At 54.0% G+C, this 21,165-nt stretch carries 14 protein-coding genes, 2 tRNA genes and 3 rRNA genes; 13 read left to right on the forward strand and 6 right to left on the reverse strand.

Going from position 1 to position 21,165, the window contains the following annotated elements; translation table 11 throughout:
- From ACIGCM_RS05890 to rrf, 5 genes are all read left to right on the forward strand, one after another.
- A 16S ribosomal RNA gene (locus tag ACIGCM_RS05890) occupies window positions 1-1,467 on the forward strand; the annotation flags it as partial.
- 97 nt (window positions 1,468-1,564) lie between these two features.
- Window positions 1,565-1,641, forward strand: a tRNA-Ile gene (locus ACIGCM_RS05895).
- A gap of 79 nt (window positions 1,642-1,720) precedes the next feature.
- Window positions 1,721-1,796 (forward strand) — tRNA-Ala (locus ACIGCM_RS05900).
- Between the two features lie 265 nt (window positions 1,797-2,061).
- Window positions 2,062-4,953, forward strand: a 23S ribosomal RNA gene (locus tag ACIGCM_RS05905).
- A gap of 126 nt (window positions 4,954-5,079) precedes the next feature.
- A 5S ribosomal RNA gene (rrf, locus tag ACIGCM_RS05910) occupies window positions 5,080-5,195 on the forward strand.
- 151 nt (window positions 5,196-5,346) lie between these two features.
- Here the strand turns inward: rrf and ACIGCM_RS05915 are convergent.
- Together ACIGCM_RS05915 and ACIGCM_RS05920 are read right to left on the reverse strand one after the other, a co-directional pair.
- Window positions 5,347-6,234 (reverse strand): serine hydrolase domain-containing protein, encoded by an 888-nt coding sequence (locus ACIGCM_RS05915; protein ID WP_397501124.1) that lies wholly within the window; start codon window positions 6,232-6,234, stop codon window positions 5,347-5,349.
- 179 nt (window positions 6,235-6,413) lie between these two features.
- The gene (locus tag ACIGCM_RS05920; protein WP_397501125.1) at window positions 6,414-7,133 is read right to left on the reverse strand and encodes a murein L,D-transpeptidase catalytic domain family protein; all 720 of its coding nucleotides are present in this window, start codon (window positions 7,131-7,133) and stop codon (window positions 6,414-6,416) included.
- 127 nt (window positions 7,134-7,260) lie between these two features.
- On the opposite strand from ACIGCM_RS05920, the gene ACIGCM_RS05925 reads away from it, so the two are divergent.
- Entirely contained in the window at window positions 7,261-8,865 is a 1,605-nt protein-coding gene (locus ACIGCM_RS05925) for a murein L,D-transpeptidase (RefSeq protein WP_397501126.1), read from the forward strand.
- 18 nt (window positions 8,866-8,883) lie between these two features.
- On the opposite strand, the gene ACIGCM_RS05930 is transcribed toward ACIGCM_RS05925, so the two are convergent.
- Window positions 8,884-9,876, reverse strand: a complete 993-nt coding sequence (locus ACIGCM_RS05930; protein WP_397501127.1) for a LysR family transcriptional regulator — start codon at window positions 9,874-9,876, stop codon at window positions 8,884-8,886.
- Window positions 9,877-10,067: 191 nt separating this feature from the next.
- Between ACIGCM_RS05930 and ACIGCM_RS05935 the strand changes: the two genes are divergently transcribed.
- The 4 genes from ACIGCM_RS05935 to ACIGCM_RS05950 all read left to right on the forward strand — a co-directional run bounded on the left by ACIGCM_RS05935 (window position 10,068) and on the right by ACIGCM_RS05950 (window position 14,832).
- On the forward strand, window positions 10,068-11,096 hold the full coding sequence (locus tag ACIGCM_RS05935; protein WP_397501128.1) for a TRAP transporter substrate-binding protein: 1,029 nt from the start codon (window positions 10,068-10,070) through the stop codon (window positions 11,094-11,096).
- Window positions 11,097-11,153: 57 nt separating this feature from the next.
- Window positions 11,154-11,711 carry a TRAP transporter small permease subunit gene (locus ACIGCM_RS05940; protein ID WP_397501129.1) on the forward strand — a complete coding sequence of 186 codons (558 nt, stop codon included), beginning with the start codon at window positions 11,154-11,156 and terminating at the stop codon, window positions 11,709-11,711.
- 15 nt (window positions 11,712-11,726) lie between these two features.
- Window positions 11,727-13,031, forward strand: coding sequence for a TRAP transporter large permease subunit (locus tag ACIGCM_RS05945; RefSeq protein ID WP_397501130.1), 1,305 nt, complete (start codon window positions 11,727-11,729; stop codon window positions 13,029-13,031).
- 64 nt (window positions 13,032-13,095) lie between these two features.
- Window positions 13,096-14,832: an IlvD/Edd family dehydratase gene (locus ACIGCM_RS05950; protein ID WP_397501131.1), complete on the forward strand. Its 1,737-nt coding sequence runs from the start codon at window positions 13,096-13,098 to the stop codon at window positions 14,830-14,832.
- 36 nt (window positions 14,833-14,868) lie between these two features.
- On the opposite strand, the gene ACIGCM_RS05955 is transcribed toward ACIGCM_RS05950, so the two are convergent.
- The 3 genes from ACIGCM_RS05955 to araD1 form a co-directional block, all read right to left on the reverse strand.
- Window positions 14,869-15,375 (reverse strand): AAA family ATPase, encoded by a 507-nt coding sequence (locus tag ACIGCM_RS05955; RefSeq protein WP_397501959.1) that lies wholly within the window; start codon window positions 15,373-15,375, stop codon window positions 14,869-14,871.
- Window positions 15,376-15,468: 93 nt separating this feature from the next.
- Window positions 15,469-17,052: an aldehyde dehydrogenase (NADP(+)) gene (locus tag ACIGCM_RS05960; RefSeq protein ID WP_397501132.1), complete on the reverse strand. Its 1,584-nt coding sequence runs from the start codon at window positions 17,050-17,052 to the stop codon at window positions 15,469-15,471.
- Window positions 17,053-17,217: 165 nt separating this feature from the next.
- Complete coding sequence (gene araD1, locus ACIGCM_RS05965) at window positions 17,218-18,213, reverse strand: AraD1 family protein (protein WP_397501133.1); 996 nt, start codon at window positions 18,211-18,213, stop codon at window positions 17,218-17,220.
- 101 nt (window positions 18,214-18,314) lie between these two features.
- Here araD1 and ACIGCM_RS05970 point away from each other — a divergent pair, with 101 nt between their 5' ends.
- The 3 genes from ACIGCM_RS05970 to ACIGCM_RS05980 are packed head-to-tail and all read left to right on the forward strand — an operon-like array spanning window position 18,315 to window position 21,117.
- The gene (locus tag ACIGCM_RS05970; protein ID WP_397501134.1) at window positions 18,315-19,253 is read left to right on the forward strand and encodes a LysR family transcriptional regulator; all 939 of its coding nucleotides are present in this window, start codon (window positions 18,315-18,317) and stop codon (window positions 19,251-19,253) included.
- Window positions 19,253-20,374: a dihydropyrimidinase gene (hydA, locus tag ACIGCM_RS05975; protein WP_397501135.1), complete on the forward strand. Its 1,122-nt coding sequence runs from the start codon at window positions 19,253-19,255 to the stop codon at window positions 20,372-20,374. Before ACIGCM_RS05970 ends, hydA begins: the two co-directional genes overlap by 1 nt.
- A complete protein-coding gene (locus ACIGCM_RS05980; RefSeq protein ID WP_397501136.1) occupies window positions 20,371-21,117 on the forward strand; it encodes a fumarylacetoacetate hydrolase family protein in 747 nt (248 codons plus the stop codon). Before hydA ends, ACIGCM_RS05980 begins: the two co-directional genes overlap by 4 nt.
- The last annotated feature ends 48 nt before the right edge of the window (window positions 21,118-21,165 follow it).

The raw sequence follows: 21,165 nt of genomic DNA on the forward strand, positions 1-21,165 counted from the left end.
GAGTAGCTTGCTACTCTGCTGACGAGCGGCGGACGGGTGAGTAATGCCTAGGAATCTGCCTAGTAGTGGGGGATAACGTTCGGAAACGGACGCTAATACCGCATACGTCCTACGGGAGAAAGTGGGGGATCTTCGGACCTCACGCTATTAGATGAGCCTAGGTCGGATTAGCTAGTTGGTGAGGTAATGGCTCACCAAGGCGACGATCCGTAACTGGTCTGAGAGGATGATCAGTCACACTGGAACTGAGACACGGTCCAGACTCCTACGGGAGGCAGCAGTGGGGAATATTGGACAATGGGCGAAAGCCTGATCCAGCCATGCCGCGTGTGTGAAGAAGGTCTTCGGATTGTAAAGCACTTTAAGTTGGGAGGAAGGGCAGTAAATTAATACTTTGCTGTTTTGACGTTACCGACAGAATAAGCACCGGCTAACTCTGTGCCAGCAGCCGCGGTAATACAGAGGGTGCAAGCGTTAATCGGAATTACTGGGCGTAAAGCGCGCGTAGGCGGTTTGTTAAGTTGGATGTGAAAGCCCCGGGCTCAACCTGGGAACTGCATCCAAAACTGGCAAGCTAGAGTACAGTAGAGGGTGGTGGAATTTCCTGTGTAGCGGTGAAATGCGTAGATATAGGAAGGAACACCAGTGGCGAAGGCGACCACCTGGACTGATACTGACGCTGAGGTGCGAAAGCGTGGGGAGCAAACAGGATTAGATACCCTGGTAGTCCACGCCGTAAACGATGTCAACTAGCCGTTGGATTCCTTGAGAATTTAGTGGCGCAGCTAACGCATTAAGTTGACCGCCTGGGGAGTACGGCCGCAAGGTTAAAACTCAAATGAATTGACGGGGGCCCGCACAAGCGGTGGAGCATGTGGTTTAATTCGAAGCAACGCGAAGAACCTTACCTGGCCTTGACATGCTGAGAACTTTCTAGAGATAGATTGGTGCCTTCGGGAACTCAGACACAGGTGCTGCATGGCTGTCGTCAGCTCGTGTCGTGAGATGTTGGGTTAAGTCCCGTAACGAGCGCAACCCTTGTCCTTAGTTACCAGCACGTTATGGTGGGAACTCTAAGGAGACTGCCGGTGACAAACCGGAGGAAGGTGGGGATGACGTCAAGTCATCATGGCCCTTACGGCCAGGGCTACACACGTGCTACAATGGTCGGTACAAAGGGTTGCCAAGCCGCGAGGTGGAGCTAATCCCATAAAACCGATCGTAGTCCGGATCGCAGTCTGCAACTCGACTGCGTGAAGTCGGAATCGCTAGTAATCGTGAATCAGAATGTCACGGTGAATACGTTCCCGGGCCTTGTACACACCGCCCGTCACACCATGGGAGTGGGTTGCACCAGAAGTAGCTAGTCTAACCTTCGGGAGGACGGTTACCACGGTGTGATTCATGACTGGGGTGAAGTCGTAACAAGGTAGCCGTAGGGGAACCTGCGGCTGGATCACCTCCTTAATCGACGACATCAGCTTCCTTATAAGCTCCCACACGAATTGCTTGATTCATTGAAGAAGACGATTAAAAGCAGCTTTATGCTTTGGAAGCCCGATTTGGGTCTGTAGCTCAGTTGGTTAGAGCGCACCCCTGATAAGGGTGAGGTCGGCAGTTCGAATCTGCCCAGACCCACCAATTTCCTTCAGCCTTGTTCTGAATGAAATAGCGGTCATCAAATCAGCGCTTAAGTGTGAAGGTTTGATGTCGGTAAAATGGGGCCATAGCTCAGCTGGGAGAGCGCCTGCCTTGCACGCAGGAGGTCAGCGGTTCGATCCCGCTTGGCTCCACCACTTTACAGCTGTAAGCATTGCTTGATTGATTTGTTAGTGTTCAGAAATGAGCATTCCTACCGCTGGTAGCTGAATGTTGATTTCTGGTCTTTGACTAGAAAGAAAATCGTTCTTTAAAAATTTGGGTATGTGATAGAAGTGACTAATTGATTACTTTCACTGGTAATTAATTTGGTCAAGGTAAAATTTGTAGTTCTCAATTGCAAATTTTCGGCGAATGTCTACTTCACGTTATAGACAATAACCAGATTGCTTGGGGTTATATGGTCAAGTGAAGAAGCGCATACGGTGGATGCCTTGGCAGTCAGAGGCGATGAAAGACGTGATAGCCTGCGAAAAGCTTCGGGGAGGTGGCAAATAACCTTTGATCCGGAGATGTCTGAATGGGGGAACCCACCTAACATAAGTTAGGTATCTTGCACTGAATACATAGGTGTAAGAGGCGAACCAGGGGAACTGAAACATCTAAGTACCCTGAGGAATAGAAATCAACCGAGATTCCCTTAGTAGTGGCGAGCGAACGGGGACTAGCCCTTAAGTTGATTTGAGATTAGCGGAACGCTCTGGAAAGTGCGGCCATAGTGGGTGATAGCCCTGTACGCGAAAATCTCTTATCAATGAAATCGAGTAGGACGGAGCACGAGAAACTTTGTCTGAATATGGGGGGACCATCCTCCAAGGCTAAATACTACTGACTGACCGATAGTGAACTAGTACCGTGAGGGAAAGGCGAAAAGAACCCCGGAGAGGGGAGTGAAATAGATCCTGAAACCGTATGCGTACAAGCAGTGGGAGCAGACTTTGTTCTGTGACTGCGTACCTTTTGTATAATGGGTCAGCGACTTATTTTCAGTGGCAAGCTTAACCGAATAGGGGAGGCGTAGCGAAAGCGAGTCTTAATAGGGCGTTTAGTCGCTGGGAATAGACCCGAAACCGGGCGATCTATCCATGGGCAGGTTGAAGGTTGGGTAACACTAACTGGAGGACCGAACCGACTACCGTTGAAAAGTTAGCGGATGACCTGTGGATCGGAGTGAAAGGCTAATCAAGCTCGGAGATAGCTGGTTCTCCTCGAAAGCTATTTAGGTAGCGCCTCGTGTATCACTGCTGGGGGTAGAGCACTGTTTCGGCTAGGGGGTCATCCCGACTTACCAAACCGATGCAAACTCCGAATACCAGCAAGTGTCAGCACGGGAGACACACGGCGGGTGCTAACGTCCGTCGTGAAAAGGGAAACAACCCAGACCGTCAGCTAAGGTCCCAAAGTTATGGTTAAGTGGGAAACGATGTGGGAAGGCTTAGACAGCTAGGAGGTTGGCTTAGAAGCAGCCACCCTTTAAAGAAAGCGTAATAGCTCACTAGTCGAGTCGGCCTGCGCGGAAGATGTAACGGGGCTCAAACCATACACCGAAGCTACGGGTTCATCCTTTGGATGAGCGGTAGAGGAGCGTTCTGTAAGCCTGTGAAGGTGAGTTGAGAAGCTTGCTGGAGGTATCAGAAGTGCGAATGCTGACATGAGTAACGACAATGCGAGTGAAAAACTCGCACGCCGAAAGACCAAGGTTTCCTGCGCAACGTTAATCGACGCAGGGTGAGTCGGCCCCTAAGGTGAGGCAGAAATGCGTAATCGATGGGAAACGGGTTAATATTCCCGTACTTCTAATTACTGCGATGGAGGGACGGAGAAGGCTAGGCCAGCACGGCGTTGGTTGTCCGTGTTTAAGGTGGTAGGCTGAGATCTTAGGTAAATCCGGGATCTTAAGGCCGAGAACTGATGACGAGTTGTCTTTTAGACGATGAAGTGGTTGATGCCATGCTTCCAGGAAAAGCTTCTAAGCTTCAGGTAATTAGGAACCGTACCCCAAACCGACACAGGTGGTTAGGTAGAGAATACCAAGGCGCTTGAGAGAACTCGGGTGAAGGAACTAGGCAAAATGGCACCGTAACTTCGGGAGAAGGTGCGCCGGTGAGTGTGAAGGGTTTACCCCGTAAGCACATGCCGGTCGAAGATACCAGGCCGCTGCGACTGTTTATTAAAAACACAGCACTCTGCAAACACGAAAGTGGACGTATAGGGTGTGACGCCTGCCCGGTGCCGGAAGGTTAATTGATGGGGTTAGCTAACGCGAAGCTCTTGATCGAAGCCCCGGTAAACGGCGGCCGTAACTATAACGGTCCTAAGGTAGCGAAATTCCTTGTCGGGTAAGTTCCGACCTGCACGAATGGCGTAACGATGGCGGCGCTGTCTCCACCCGAGACTCAGTGAAATTGAAATCGCTGTGAAGATGCAGTGTATCCGCGGCTAGACGGAAAGACCCCGTGAACCTTTACTATAGCTTTGCACTGGACTTTGAGTTTACTTGTGTAGGATAGGTGGGAGGCTTTGAAGCGTGGACGCCAGTTCGCGTGGAGCCAACCTTGAAATACCACCCTGGTAACCTTGAGGTTCTAACTCTGGTCCGTCATCCGGATCGAGGACAGTGTATGGTGGGTAGTTTGACTGGGGCGGTCTCCTCCTAAAGAGTAACGGAGGAGTACGAAGGTGCGCTCAGACCGGTCGGAAATCGGTCGTAGAGTATAAAGGCAAAAGCGCGCTTGACTGCGAGACAGACACGTCGAGCAGGTACGAAAGTAGGTCTTAGTGATCCGGTGGTTCTGTATGGAAGGGCCATCGCTCAACGGATAAAAGGTACTCCGGGGATAACAGGCTGATACCGCCCAAGAGTTCATATCGACGGCGGTGTTTGGCACCTCGATGTCGGCTCATCACATCCTGGGGCTGAAGCCGGTCCCAAGGGTATGGCTGTTCGCCATTTAAAGTGGTACGCGAGCTGGGTTTAGAACGTCGTGAGACAGTTCGGTCCCTATCTGCCGTGGACGTTTGAGATTTGAGAGGGGCTGCTCCTAGTACGAGAGGACCGGAGTGGACGAACCTCTGGTGTTCCGGTTGTCACGCCAGTGGCATTGCCGGGTAGCTATGTTCGGAAAAGATAACCGCTGAAAGCATCTAAGCGGGAAACTTGCCTTAAGATGAGATCTCACTGGAACCTTGAGTTCCCTAAAGGGCCGTCGAAGACTACGACGTTGATAGGTGGGGTGTGTAAGCGCTGTGAGGCGTTGAGCTAACCCATACTAATTGCCCGTGAGGCTTGACCATATAACACCCAAACAATTTGCTGTTTGTGTGTCATAACAGAAGTTGATGAAACCGAAAGTTTGCAAGACTACAAACATCACATACCCGATTCGAAGCAGCGTCCCTGACGAGGCTTCAAACAAATTGCTTGACGACCATAGAGCATTGGAACCACCTGATCCCATCCCGAACTCAGTAGTGAAACGATGCATCGCCGATGGTAGTGTGGGGTTTCCCCATGTGAGAGTAGGTCATCGTCAAGCGCCTATACCAAAACCCCAGATCATGTAAATGATCTGGGGTTTTACTTTGGGCCACGGAAAAGTTCAGCTTTAACGGGGTTCACGCAAATAGTCTGAATATTCACGCGCGCGAGGGGGAAGCGTCACCCACCCAAGCAACTCGCATGTAACCTCAGGCGCAGGGGCCCACAGCGGCTATGAGCTGGTCGAGAACCTGCGTTTCACCCCGTCCCTCATCACCACCCTTAGCAAAAACAGAGCACGTCGCCTGGTTACTGCCATTTGAGCAGTGGTAAACCGCGATGACCCCTTCAGGGCCTACACCGGTATGTCCAACGAGGCGGTGTCCGCTGTGAGTTTTGCCAATCATCAAGCCCAGTCCGTAGCCAGGTATGGCCCAAGGTCTGCCGGATAGGGGGCCACCAAGGACAATTGAGTCCTGCATCTCTTGCACTAATGAATCAGGGAGCAAGTCCTTAGTCAAAAGCCCATCGAGCAGAAGTGTTGCTTGCGAAAGCGGGCCGACCAATAAACCGTGGTAGACCCAGCCAGGGTCATATGATGCGAGAGTTGGCGGATATACCCCGGCAAGATCCGCCTGCTTCTTTGCAAGCCGCACATGGGAAACACCTAAGGGCGTAAATACACGCTGGGTCAGTGCATCATCAATGCACAATCCTGTGACTCGCTCGATCAGTTGGGCAACGAACATGTAGCCCACATTGGAGTATCTCCAGCCCGCCCCTGGTGTGTAGCGCAATCTCGAACCGTCTAGACGACGCATCATTTCGTCTGCAGACCAAGGTAATTGGCTATCGGCAACCGCTGCGTGATACGCCGTTAGCTCTGAGTAGTCCGCAAGCCCAGCTTGGTGTTTGAGTAGCTGTCGCAAGCTGAACTGAGTATCAGGGATAGTCTCATCAAGCTGGATGAGTCCATCGCGAACGAGTGTGAGCGCTGCGCCAGCCAGTACTGGTTTGGTGAAGCTCCACCAGGGGACGACTTCATGGGATTGCGCTGCTGGAAATGGCTGACTGTTCAATATTATCGAGCAAAGCATTTGCAGACCTTTTCCAGAGCACGCAGTTACAGGTAGGACAAAACCCTGAATATCGTGGGCGGAAGGCAGCATATCTGCCTTTATGGGTGTAAGCGAATAACCCCATATGGCAAAGCTAATCTAAAACAACAAAGGCAGACCCATGGGTCTGCCTTTGTTGTTTGGTTGTGGCGTAGAGATTAACTGCGAGGGCCTAAACTACTGATAATGCCGGCGACTTGGCGTGGCTTACAGTTGAAATAGGCGGACTGTTGCGCCCAGCGCGCTTTGGGATGCCAGGCAAATAAGAACTGGCCGCCACTTAACTTGTTAACCACCATACGCGCCACTTCGGGGCGCACTGCAGGGCAACCTAAGCTACGGCCAATACGGCCTTGGCTACGGATCAAATTAGGGTCAACGTAGCTCGCACCATGAATAACAATGGCACGCTCACGGGCTAAGTCATTCAGCCCCGGCTCTAGGCCATCCATGCGCAGTGAAAGCCCGTGTTTGCCGCTGTAGCTTTCAGCCGTTCGAAACAGCCCTAAACTGCTTTGAAAGCTGCCTAGGCGATTGGAGAACTGACTGGCGATGTTCTCACCTGACATGCGCCCGTGAGCGACATAGTCACGCAAGATTAATTTCTGACGTTTAAGGTCGAATATCCATAGGCGCTTGGCGGATGAAGGTTGTGAATAATCGATAACTGCCAAGCTTTTTGCGCTGGCGGCGCCGTTATTGACTGCACATTGCATCGCGGCAACGGCATGACGTAAAGCTTGTTGATCGATGCCCGGAGCGACTTTAGTGAGCTGAGCAACCAGCGGGTTTTTTACCGGTTGAGTGGAGGCCGCCAAAACGGGGCCACAGAAAGATATTAGCCCTGCTAAACAGAGCCGACGAACCCATACAGACATACACGCTTCCCCTCTAGAACTGTTACTTCTGTGCATCCTGGCGTCGACCTTGCGATGACTCGCTTATACTTATTATTCGGCCACATAAGAGGTGGCGGATCTGTATAGCTAAGGATGGAGCAGTATCTTGATCAAAAAACGAGCAGTTTACATGGTCTTTGCGCTTTCTCTGGTGCCATTTGTCGGTCACGCAGTGAGCTTGCCGCCACTCGAGTCAGAGCCGGCGGATGGCATGAGCGTGCTTATAGATACGCTTTCTACGAGCTGTGCACCGCTGCCGACAAGACTAGACGATTTTTCAAGAAAGCAACTGCACGCGTTCTATAAACCACTTGCAGGGCAATTGGCTTGGCCAAATGAAGCCACACGGGTGATGCTGTTAGAACAGATCAATCAATTAGCTGATGACGGATTATCGCCCACTGATTATCCCATTCCGAGCATGCCACTGGATGCCAGCCCTAAGCTGCGTGCTTGTATTGATATCCTGACGACTCGTAGCTATCTCCAGGCGCTGCACGATCTGCACTATGGTCGGTTCTCGCAGAATAAGCTGGAAAGCGTGTGGCGTTCAGACGATATGCCGAAAAGGCCAGAGGCAGATGTCACCATCATGCCTGCTGCCATCGCCAATCTGAGCGACCCTTCGTTGGCGTTTAAAACTGCGCGGCCACAACTCATGCAGTACCTGCAACTGCGTGCGGCCTATGCGGCGCTGCGTGATAGGCCTTTAGCAAGCTGGCAGGTTGTTGCCGACGGGCCAACCTTGCACCCCGGTCAGACAGACCCTCGTGTTCCTGCCATACGTGCCCGGCTCAATGCCGAAGGCTATAACACTGTAACGAGCACGGGCAGCGTCCCATCAGGCAATCGGTTCGATGACGGCACCGTTGATGCACTTAAAGCCTTCCAGCTGCGCCACGGTATTAACGATGATGGTGTGCTCGGCGCTGCGACCTTAACCGAATTGAATGTTTCGCCTCTGAAGCGACGTGAGCAGTTGCCCGTTAACCTCGAACGCTTGCGCTGGCTTGCCGATGATCTAGGTCAGGCGCAGGTTGCAGTCAATGTGGCTGGGGCAGAGGTTTTGCTTATGAGTGACGGTACCGAAGTATGGCGTAGGCGCACTCAGGTTGGCCGCGCTGAGCGCAAGACACCGCTGCTGGTCTCACGCATAAATCGGATAACGCTGAATCCGACTTGGACAGTACCGCCAACTATTTTACGTGAAGATAAAATCCCTGCGATTCGCAATGACATCGGATATCTGGATAAGCACCAGATGAATGTGTACAACTACCAAGGCCAGCGTCTCAATCCCCATGACATCGACTGGTCTAAACCCGGTGCAATCATGCTTCGCCAAGAGGCTGGGGTGAATAACCCACTCGGAAGAGTGGTGTTGCGCTTCGATAACCCGTACTCCGTCTACCTGCATGACACGCCCAGCCAGCGTTTATTTGACCGTTCACCGCGGGTGTTCAGTTCAGGTTGTGTGCGTGTTGAGTCAATCGAAACCTTGTTGACCAAGATACTCAGTGAGGAGGAGTTGCACACCGTTCAAGCCCGGCTTGATTCAGGAAAGACCAGCCAGTACCGCCTCGATCAGCAGCTCAACTTAGTTATGGCGTACTGGACAGTTGAAGTCGGTGCTGATGGCGTTGTCCATTACTTCCCGGATATGTACAGCAACGACGAGAAAATCATCGCCGCACAACTGCTCGATAAGTAAGCCCGGCTTGCTGGTTCTCTAGTGTTGTTCAGGGCGCTGGCAGTGGGTTTCATCAGCCGCAGTCTCAAATGTTTGGGCAATGTTTCTGAGCTGCGACAGTACGCTTTTAGCAGATGGCGATAGCAGGTGCTCATGCTTTGTGATGATTCCATAGGCCATCAGACTGCGGTTGAGATCGTCCTCAATTCCTGGCTCAACTTCGACCACCGCAAGCATGTTGTAGCGTGCGTAATGTGCGACCACCTCGCGTGGCAGCACGGTCAGCATGTCATTATGTTCGAGTAAGGTGGTGACCATCAGCAGGTTCTCGGCGTTCACCACTTTGCTAGGCGGCAACATACCTTTCTGTTGGAACAAAGCATCGAACTCATAGCGCAATACACTGCCAGATGGCGGCAGTACCCAGTCGGCCTTGTGCAATGCCTCACGGGATAGTTGCTGATTGATCAAGCCTGCGCGGGCACAGACGCACAGCGGTTCTTTATGCAGCGGCTCGAAGTGCATGCCACTGAGGCCAACATCTGCAAAGAAGCGGGCGACCAGAAAATCCAGTTCACCATCATTAAGAATGGTCATTAAGTCGCGGCTGGAACCGGTGCGAATACTCACCTCTAAATTGGGGTGCAGCTGTTTTACCTGCCGTATCAACTCCGGCAGCAGGTCGGCGCAGGGCGTAAGAATGGTGCCGATGCGCACATGACCGTGGTGCCCGGCGCGTAAGGCAGTCACTTCATCGAATGCACTGTCGAGACTGGTTTGCACACGTCTTGCGTAACGAATCACGGCCTCACCGTAGACGGTTGGAATCACACCGCGGGCATGGCGTTCGAACAATGGCACTTCAAGCCCGTCTTCTAATTCTTTGACCAGTTTGGAGATGGCTGGTTGAGAAATACCTAATCCTTCAGCGGCGCGATTAAGGTTGCAGGTATCACCAAGGGCAACCAGCACCGGAATATGCCGGCTCTTAAGGCGGGCGCGCACGAACCAGTTGTTATTAAGGGGTTTCATACGGGCGAGGTATATCCATTTGTATATGTATTTGGCGTAATTCCATATTTGTTGATTATCCGTGATCTGTCTACTCTCTGGCCTTGGAATTCGTGTGCCAGCCTGCCTATTGACTTGGTACACCTGCGTACGAGTAGCGCCCTAGACGGTGTTGCCGCCAAATGCCTGATAAAAATAAATGGAGAGGCACTATGCAACCGAGTAAATTTTCCCACCGCCTGACCCTGAGCGCCGTTGCTGTAGCTGTGCTCATGAGTTCCACCGCTGCTTTCGCCAAACAAGAGTGGAAATTTCAGATCAACGTCAACGCTGGCGATGATGAATACCGAATCGCTCAAGATTGGGCGAAAGGTGTAGCCGCAAAAACCAACGGTGAGATCGCTATCGAAGTGATGCCCACCGGCACCATTGTCGGCAACAACGAAACGCTGGACGCTGTTGGCGCAGGCATTATTCAAGGCCAGATCACAGACCCTGGTTACTTCTCGGGCAAGAACCCAGCCTTTGCTGTGTACGGCAATATGGTGGGGGCTTGGAGTGATACCTCAACCTTCCTCGACTACATGCGCAATGGCGGTGGCGAGACGGGTTACAACAAGCTAGTCGAACCCTACAACGTCCATTTAATCCGCGCTGGCGCGGTTGGCGTTGAGGCGTTGATCAGCAAAAAACGCATCAACACCTTGGATGACCTCAAGGGCATGAAGATCCGTGCACCTGAAGGCATGGTATCGAATATCTTCAAGTTGGTCGGTGCCGCGCCGGTAAACCTGCCGACATCCGAGGTCTACACCGCGCTGGAAAAGGGCGTAATCGATGCCGCTGATTACACCGTATTTGCCACTAACTATGAGCAGGGTTACTACAAGTACGCGCCGTTCGCCGTGCATCCTGGTTTTCACTCGATGCCGATGAAAGACATCTCGATCAACAAGACCATCTGGGATGGCTTGAGCGCTGAACAACAGAAAATCCTAGAGGACTCAGTTGATCAATTCACCGCGACGCTGATCAGCGACCTGCACAAGAAAGACCAAGAGCAAGTCGAAATCGCGACAAAACGAGGCGATGTGACCTTGACCACGCTGTCACCCGAAGAGCTGAAGAAATTCCGTGGAATTGCCCGCACTGAGTGGGACACCTGGCGCAACAGCAGCCCTGAAGCCAAAGAGGCTGTGGATTCAATCAAGTCCTATCTGCAGAGCAAAGACCTGCTCTGATCCCCCGCACGGCTTGTGCACTCTGGCACAAGCCGCTCTGCACATCAGGAGTCACCTGTGAAAGCGAACCCGCCTTCGAGCGAAGATCCGCTCGTTTTTGCTGAGCCGGAATCGGTGCCCAGCAATTCTCTTGACCGGCTTATCCAGCGCATCGGCCAGGCCATTGCCTGGTTGGTGTTCCTCGCGATGTTGGTCAGCGTTTACGAAGTGATCATGCGTTATGCATTCAACGCGCCGACCGATTGGGCTCATGAAACCACAACATTTCTGGTGGCCTCGATCTTTGCCTTGGGCGGCCCCTATGCGCTGGCGACCAATCGGCATATTCAGATTCGTATCCTGCTTGATCGGTTGTCACCGCGTAAGCGCAATTGGCTGGAGATATTCAATCTGGTGCTCGGCGTAGTGTTCTGCTTGGCAATTGGCTACGCCGCATGGGTGTTGGCTTTTAATGCCACGCACTCGCCAACCGGTGCTTGGCGTCTGGAAACCTCTGGCTCGGCCTGGAACCCTCCTCTTCCTGCTTTTACCAAGATCGTCATCTTGATTGCGATTGCCATTATGGCGGTGCAGCAGGTGGTGCGTATCGGTCGCCAATGGCGCAACAAGCAATAATAAGAGATTAGCGCCATGAGTATTGAAATCGCTACGTATCTAATGATTTTTGCCATCTTTGGCCTGCTGATTTTGGGGCTGCCGTTGGCGTTTGTGACCGGCCTGGTTGCGGCGGGTTTTACCCTCGGCTGGTTTGGTCCGATGGCCACGCCGCTGGTCGCCAGCCGCATGTATGGCTTTATCACCGAGTATTCGTTGGTTGCCGTGCCCATGTTTGTGTTTATGGCGGGGTTACTCGACAGGTCCGGTTTAGCCAGAGACTTATTTAATTCGATGCGCTTCTTCGCTGGCAGAATGCCCGGTGGGGTTGCTGTACAGACCTTGGTGGTTGCGTTCTTTCTCGCGGCGATCTCCGGCATCATCGGCGGCGAGATCGTTCTGCTTGGCTTGCTGGCGCTACCTCAGATGTTGCGTCTGGGTTATGACAAACGCATCGCTATCGGCGTGGTATGTGCCGGTGGTTCGCTCGGCACTATGGTTCCGCCGTCCATTGTTTTGATCATTTATGGTCTGATCGCCAGCGTGTCGATTGCCGATTTGTTTAAAGCGGCAGTGATTCCTGCCGTACTGCTGATGGGCTGCTACATGCTTTATGTGGTGGTGATGTGCATTCGCTATCCACAAATGGGCGGCGCACACATCAAACAAGAGGACGATGGCCTGCCGCGCCTGACAGTGAGTGAAGCGGTCAAGGGCATGTTTTATCCCGTGGCGATTGCTGGCTTGGTGCTTGGCAGCATCTACGGCGGTATCGCATCGGTCACAGAAGCGGCTGCGATGGGCGCTCTGGGCGTTCTGTTGGCTATCGTGTTGCGTCGTGAGTTCAGCCTGAAACTATTGCAGACCAGCCTGACCCAAACCTTGGAAACTTGCGGCATGATCGTTTGGATCGGGATTGGTGCCGCGTGTTTAGTCGGCGTCTACAACCTGATGGGCGGCAACCGCTTTGTGTCCTCGGCCATCACCGGGCTCGACGTTGCACCTATCGTCATCATCATGGTGATGATGCTGATCTTCTTGGTGCTGGGCATGATTCTCGACTGGATCGGCATTGCCATGCTGTGCCTGCCGATCTTTGTACCGATTGTTGTTCAACTGGGCTACAACCCGGTGTGGTTCGGGATTCTGTTCGCCGTGAGCATGCAAGTTTCCTATATCTCGCCACCCTTCGGACCCGCCGCTTTCTACCTAAAAAGTGTGGCGCCCCCGGACATAACCCTCACCGATATTTTCAAATCGATGGTGCCGTTCATCATCATTCAGCTGTGCGTACTCAGCCTGCTGTTGTTCTTCCCAGTCCTCTCGACGGGTCTGCTTTAAACCGAATTTCCGATTACCCAGGGAAGCTCCAAGCGGGCTTCCCCTTGCCTGATAGGTAGCAATCATGACTGAGAAACGCACGCTTCGTTCGGCCCAATGGTTCGGCACTGCCGACAAAAATGGCTTTATGTACCGCAGCTGGATGAAGAACCAAGGCATCCCTGATCACGAGTTTCAGGGCAAGCCGATTATCGGCATCTGCAACACCTGGTCGGAGCTGACGCCGTGTAATGCGCATTTTCGTAAGATCGCCGAACACGTGAAAAAGGGTGTGCTTGAGGCGGGCGGCTTCCCCGTGGAATTTCCGGTGTTCTCCAGTGGAGAATCCAACCTGCGACCCACCGCCATGCTCACCCGCAACTTGGCCAGTATGGATGTTGAAGAGTCGATTCGCGGAAATCCCGTCGATGCGGTGGTCCTGCTCACCGGCTGTGACAAGACCACTCCGGCACTGCTGATGGGGGCTGCCAGCTGTGATGTACCGGCAATTGTGGTCACTGGCGGGCCGATGCTCAATGGTAAGCACAAGGGCAAGGACATTGGCTCGGGTACCGTGGTTTGGCAGCTCAGCGAAGAAGTTAAAGCCGGTAAGATTTCGATTCACGACTTCATGGCTGCTGAAGCCGGCATGTCGCGCTCGGCAGGCACCTGCAACACCATGGGCACGGCTTCTACCATGGCTTGCATGGCAGAGGCGCTAGGCACATCACTGCCACATAACGCCGCCATTCCGGCGGTGGACGCACGCCGCTATGTGCTCGCGCATATGTCGGGCATGCGCATTGTTGAGATGGTGCGTGAAGACCTGCGCTTGTCGAAGGTGCTTACCCGTGAAGCGTTCGAGAATGCCATTCGGGTCAATGCTGCCATCGGCGGTTCGACTAATGCGGTGATCCATCTCAAGGCGATTGCCGGGCGCATGAGTGTCGACCTTGAGCTGGATGACTGGACTCGCGTTGGCCGCGGCACGCCGACAATTGTTGATTTACAGCCATCGGGGCGTTTTCTGATGGAAGAGTTCTATTACGCGGGCGGCTTGCCAGCGGTGATACGTCGTCTCGGTGAAAAGGGCCTGCTGCCTAATCCTGATGCGTTGACGGTCAACGGCAGCAGCCTGTGGGATAATTGCATCGATGCGCCTATCTATGGCGAAGACGAAGTGATTCGTCAGCTGGATAACCCACTGCGTCGCGATGGCGGGATCAGCATTTTGCGCGGCAACCTTGCGCCTAAAGGTGCGGTACTTAAACCTTCTGCGGCTTCGCCAGAGTTGATGCAGCACCGTGGCCGTGCCGTGGTCTTCGAAGACTTTGATGATTACAAAGCGCGCATCAATGACCCCGATTTAGATGTCGATGAGACCTGTGTATTGGTGCTGAAAAATGCCGGTCCCAAAGGCTATCCGGGCATGGCTGAGGTCGGCAATATGGGCTTGCCGCCCAAGGTCTTGGCCAAAGGCATTACCGACATGGTGCGCATTTCTGATGCACGCATGAGCGGCACAGCCTATGGCACAGTGGTGCTTCATGTGGCTCCGGAAGCGGCAGCCGGTGGCCCGTTGGCCGTGGTGCAAAATGGTGACTTTATTGAACTCGACTGTGATGCTGGTCGCCTGCATCTGGATATTCCAGACGCGGAACTGCAAGCACGCCTTGCGGCATGGCAAGCGCCACAGGGCTTAATCTGGAATGGCGGTTATCGCCGTCTGTATGTTGAGCATGTACTGCAAGCCGATGAAGGCTGTGACTTTGACTTCTTGGTTGGCTGCCGAGGTTCCGACGTACCGCGCCACTCGCACTAATCAAAGCTTGCCCAGCGTGCGCAGAGTGCGTTGGGTTTAATGCTTCGAGTTGATGTGGCTGATGATCATGTTTACAGCCTGTTCGGGCGTGATCAGGGCTGTATCGATAGTAAATGGTGCGCTGTCCCAGGCTTGGTAATCATGTTGCATGACGGATTGCCACGTCGGGGGCGTCAGCCCAGCAATACTTGAGCTTCGGGATTCGACCCGTCGCTGATGTTCTGATTTGTTGGAGCAAATCACCTCAATATTGACGAGCTGTGCCTCAGCGCTCGCCGCCGTGTTAGCCCACTCCATTCTGTTTTCGGCCACAGGATTAACACAGTCAGCGATGACGGTTGTGCCAAAGCGCAGGTTACTCTGCGCCAACTCATTGGCGACCTTGTAACCACTGGCCCCAACCTCACCTGCCAGAACACCTGAATTGCGCAGAGTTTGCTCAATGGTGTCGATTCGCAGATACAGCGCCCCTGTTTGCTGAGCCAGCATACTGGCGATCGTTGTCTTTCCGGTGCCGGGAAGGCCGCTAAAGACTATAAGCATCATCTGCCCTCTAGTTTTTTACTGACTCTTGTAAAAACAATGCCCGGCACTTTGGCCGGGCATTGTGTATTGCACTAGCACTATCGCTACAGGTTAAACCAGAGCGTTGGTGCTTGGCTTGCCGTCCACAAGGCGCTGAAGGCCTAATGGATTGGCGTTTTGCAGCGCAGGTGGCAGCAGGGCATCCGGGCAGTTCTGGTAGCAAACCGGACGCAAGAAGCGGTCGATTGCCAAGGTGCCCACCGAGGTGCCGCGCGAATCGGACGTCGCTGGGTACGGGCCGCCGTGAACCATGGAATCACAGACCTCAACACCGGTTGGGTAGCCGTTGAGCAGCACGCGTCCGGCTTTCTGTTCAAGCACTGCCAACAGATCGGCGGCATTGCTCAGGTCTGCATCTTCGGCGATCAAGGTGGCAGTCAGCTGACCATGCAGGCTGTGCAGCGCACGCAACAGTTCAGCGCGATCTGCCACTTCAACAACGATAGTGGTTGGGCCGAAGACTTCTTCCTGCAGCAACTCATCACCCTCAAGCAGCAGGCTTACATCGGCCTTGAATAGCTGCGGTTGGGCTTGCTTGCCGGTTTGTTCGCTACCGGCCAAGTGGCTGATGCCAGCATGGGCGTGCAGGCGTTCAAGACCACTGACATAGCTCTTGAGGGTGCCAGCATTGAGCATGGTCTGGGCAGGTTGATCACCCATATGCTGGGACAGGGTTTTGATAAACGCGCTGTATTCAGGCGAGCTAACACCGATAACCAAGCCAGGGCTGGTGCAGAACTGACCGCAACCCATTACAACCGAGGCGCTGAGGTCAGCTGCGATTTTGTCGCCACGTACTTTCAAGGCTTCAGGCAACATCAGCACAGGGTTGATGCTCGACATTTCGGCAAATACCGGGATTGGCTGTGGGCGCGCAGCGGCCATGTCGCACAGGGCGCGACCGCCTTTGAGCGAGCCGGTAAAGCCAACGGCTTGAATGGCTGGGTGTTTGACCAGCAGTTCGCCGACGCCTGAGCCGTAGATCATATTGAAGACGCCTTCAGGCATCCCCGTTTTCTGTGCGGCGCGAGTAATTGCACCTGCTACGCAATCAGCCGTGGCCATGTGGCCGCTGTGCGCTTTGAAAACTACCGGGCAACCGGCTGCTAAGGCAGCAGCGGTGTCGCCACCGGCAGTGGAGAACGCCAATGGGAAGTTGCTGGCGCCGAATACCGCAACCGGGCCAACACCGATACGGTACTGACGCAGGTCCACACGTGGCATTGGCTGGCGATCTGGCAATGCTTGATCGATTCGAGCGCCGTAGAAATCGCCACGACGCAGCACTTGTGCGAACAGACGCATTTGCCCGCTTGTGCGGCCGCGCTCACCCTGAATACGTGCAGCTGGCAACGCCGTCTCACTGCATACCAATGCCACAAAATCATCGCCTAAGGCATCAATCTCAGCAGCGCAGGCATCGAGGAACTCAGCGCGCTTGGCGGCAGGTAAGCTGCGGTAAACCGGGTAGGCAGTGGCCGTAGCTTCGGCGGCCGCATTGACTTCATCGGCAGTGGCCTGGTGAAACGCATAGGGCAGTGCTTCGCCGCTTTGGGCGTCATAGCTTTTCAGGGTTGTGCTGCCAGTGGCGCTACGGCCGCCAGCAATGTAGTTTTGACCGAGAATATCGGGCATGTTCGACTCCTTAACCGGGTGGGTTCAGAGGCCCCGAAATGACTCGAGGCGATGGGCATAAGCCCGCGAATAGTGGAGTGCTCGGGGCGCGGTATTTTGAAAGCGCGCCGAGTCGCCAGTTCCATTGCTAACAAAGCATCATCCTGATGCCCATGAATAGCTGTATCAGAGTGCCTTGACTGTGCCTGCGACACACACTGTTGGTTTTACTTCAATGCCATTGCGCAGTGGCTCACCAAAGGCATCCAGGCTAATTTCGAAGTGATCGCCGGGTTGTGCTTTGACGCCATCGGCGAATGACAGTGTAGCGGTGCCAAAGAAATGCACATGGACATCGCCCGGACGCAAGAACTGCGCATACTTGAAATGATGATATTCTAAGTTCTCCAAGCTGTGGCACATGTTCTCTTCGCCGGACAGAAACTCCTTCTCCCAGAGCACCGAGTCGCCTCGACGAATACGGCTCATGCCTGCCAAATGACGGGGCAATTCACCTAAACGAACCTCCGGGCCGAAGGCGCAGAAGCGCAACTTCGAATGGGCCAGATAGAGGTAATTCTTGCGTTCAACCACGTGGTCAGAAAACTCGTTACCCAGCGCATAACCCACTCGATACGGAAGGCCGTCATCGCCGATTACGTAGAGTCCGGTCAGCTCCGGCTCTTCACCAAAGTCTTCAGCGAAATCCGGTGCTGGGAAGTTTGCGCCAGGACGCACCACAATGCTGCCATCGCCTTTGTAAAACCACTCAGGTTGAGCCCCAGGCGTACCCGACTCCGGCCGCCCGCCCTGCATGCCCCAGCGGAACATCTGCATGGTGTCGGTCAGCTTGGTTTCGGTTTGTTCGGTCTGCTGGTGCATTTTGTCACGGGTCGAGGCGCTACCCAGATGGGTCAGCCCGGTGCCGCTGACGAGACAATGCGCCGGGTCCTCATGATCGAGTGGGGGCAGTACGCGCTGTGCATCGAGCAATTGACGATACAGCGGGCCGGCATCACACCCTTGAACTTCGACCTGCGCTTGAAGTGTGCGTTCGTTACGAATGGCTGTAAGGGCCAACTCACGGGTGCTGCGTGTATCCCGGACGATTTCAACACGCTCGCCGTTGACCACCCCGACGTGGCGTTGGCCCTGTTCGTTTTCGAATTGAATCAAGCGCATGATTCTGGCTCCTGGTGTTGTAATAAGGCGCTACTTTAAAAATCCTTGGAGATGCTGCCTAATGAAAGCTTCTGATTGAGTGATAACTTTTAGTCATCCCCATGATCTCGTCCTTGCCTTCCATTGTTTCGCGCCTGCGGCTTAAACAGCTGCGATTGCTTATTGCCCTTGATGAACAAGGCTCGCTACATCGTGCCGCTGAGTTGGTGGCAATAAGTCAGCCCGGTGCCACCAAGGCGCTGCATGAGATCGAAACAACCTTCGGCGCGAGCCTGTTTACACGGACCAGCCAGGGGTTGGCAGCCAATGATTTAGGGCGCTGCGTAATCCGCTATGCGCGACTTATCCACAGCGACTTGGCGCACCTGCGCGAAGAGATGATCGGCATCATTCAAGGTCACGGCGGGCGCTTGTCTGTTGGGGTGATCATGGGCGCAGTGCCGCAATTAATGCGTGCCGTGACCCGTCTGCGTGACAAACAACCCGAGTTGTCAGTGGAAATCGTCGAGGACACCAGCGAGCGTTTGCTCAGCCTGCTTGATCAAGGCCGTTTGGACTTGGCAATCTGCCGCACCAGCGTCAGCCGTCGACCAGATGCCTACGATTGTTTGAGCCTGTATGAGGAGCAATTAGTGCTGGTGGCTCATCCTGAGCACCCATTGGTCGCTGTGGATAACGTACAGCTGGCGCAACTCAGCGAGTGTCGCTGGGTTATTTACCCGGCCAATATGCCCATGCGGCTATTGCTTGAGCACGAGTTCAGTGAGGCAGGGCTGGAGTTTCCGCGCTATCCACTGGAGACCGCCTCCACCTTCACCATGCTCAGTCTGTTGCAGCAAGACCCTCTGTCGGTGGCTTTAATGCCACGGGAAGTAGCTGAGTTCAGTGAAGGTTTCAGCATGATTCGCCGTTTGAATCTGCACATTCAATCAAGGCGAGAGCCCTACGGCGTCATCGTCCGTCATGCCAGCCCACTGTCATTCCCCGCGCAATTGTTGCTGGAAGAGTTGCAGTATGAGGTTGCACCTCAGTACTGCTAATGATTGACCGCGTTGTCAGCTGGTGGGGCTGCATCGAGCGGGTGATTGATTACGCCTTTCACCTGATCGTGACCGATCCGACCCCAGAAGTTTTGCGTGATGAGTTGCCCGCCCTGATCGCTGAAGGCTATACCTCTTTCAAAATCTACATGACCTATGACGCCCTTAAACTGGGCGATCGCGAGATTCTCGAAACCTTGTCGGTGGCGCGGCGCGAAGGTGCGATGGTCATGCTCCATGCGGAAAACAGTGATTGCATCGCATGGCTTACAGAACGTTTGTTGGCCGCTGGATTAAGCGCGCCCAAGTATCACGCCACATCCCGGCCCATGTTGGTCGAACGTGAAGCGACTCACCGCGCTATCGCCCTTGCTGAGTTGGTTGATGTGCCGATTCTTATTGTGCACGTCTCCGGACGTGAAGCGGTCGAACAAATCCGCTGGGCGCAGAGCCAAGGGCTGAAGGTCTACGCCGAAACCTGCCCACAGTATTTGTTTCTGACGGCCGACTCACTGGGTTGTGACGACAGTTTTGAGGGGGCCAAGTGTATCTGCAGCCCACCGCCTCGGGATGCGGCAAATCAACAGGTGATTTGGGATGGCCTAGAGAATGGTTCGTTTGAAATATTCTCCTCAGACCATGCGCCGTTCCGTTTTGATGGCCCTGACGGTAAAAAAGCCCATGGGGAAGATACCTCATTCGACAAAGTCGCCAATGGTATTCCTGGAGTGGAAACACGTATGGCGTTGCTTTGGTCTGAAGGGGTTCGCACTGGGCGCATAACCGCGCAAAGCTTCGTTGCGCTGACTTCAACCAACGCAGCAAAAATGTATGGTTTGTATCCGCGCAAAGGCAGCATTGCGATTGGCGCCGATGCCGACTTGGTGATTTGGGATGAAGGCCAGATTATTAATCTGAGCAATGAGCTGCTGCATCACAACGTCGATTACACTCCCTACGCTGGCATGCAGCTGAGTGCATGGCCAGCCATGACCTTGTCCCGTGGCGAGGTGGTTTGGGATGGCAAGCCGCAGGGAGCAGCAGGGCGTGGCCAGTTTCTGGTCTGTGATCGACCGACCCCCGCGCAGTCGCGGCGGCGTAAGACGGAGTTACCCTTATGAGTCATGTTGAACAAGTAGCTGACGCGTTAATTCGCGCGTGGCGTACCGGGCAGCGTCAAGCGCATGAAGGCTTGACCCTAGATAACCAAGCCCAAGCTTACGAGGTGCAAGAGCGAGTCTCGCAAGCGCTTGGCTGGTTTACTCAGGCACCCGCGCGGGCATGGAAACTGGGCGGCGCGCCCAGCAGCTTCATTAGCACGGCGGGCGTACCGGCTGCGGCTATTCATGCTTCGGGCTGGCAGGCTCCAGCGGATTATTGCCACGGCTTTGGTGTTGAAGGTGAGTTGATTGTGCGCCTTGGCCGCGACCTTGATTCAGAGACCGATTTGGCAGCGGCCTATGCCGCAATTGATGCATGGCTACCCGGAATCGAGTTGTGCGATACACGCTGGCTGGAGGCTGAAAAAGCACCGGCGTTAGTACGCCTTGCTGATCAACAATCAAACCGCGCACTGATTCTCGGTGAGCCGCTAACCCTGACTGAGTTACCTGATTGGTCGCAACTTACCGCGCAGGTGCGAGTTAATGGCGACTCACAAATCCTCAATACGGGAGGTCACCCATTTGCCGAGCCTCTGCATGGCCTGCCTTGGTTGGCCCAGCACCTTGCTGCACTGGGTAATCCACTGCGAGCGGGTGATTTAATTGCGACTGGCAGTTGGACAGGCATCTATTGGGCACCGCTCGGTTCGCAGGTAGAAGTTGAGTTCGCCGGGCTGGGTTCGGTCACTTTTATGACATGAGCTAAATGCATGCCTGTTTATTGACCAAAAGCCCGTAGGCTGTGGCTT

The organism is Pseudomonas sp. NPDC078700 (assembly GCF_044542375.1).
Classification (GTDB): Bacteria; Pseudomonadota; Gammaproteobacteria; order Pseudomonadales; family Pseudomonadaceae; genus Aquipseudomonas.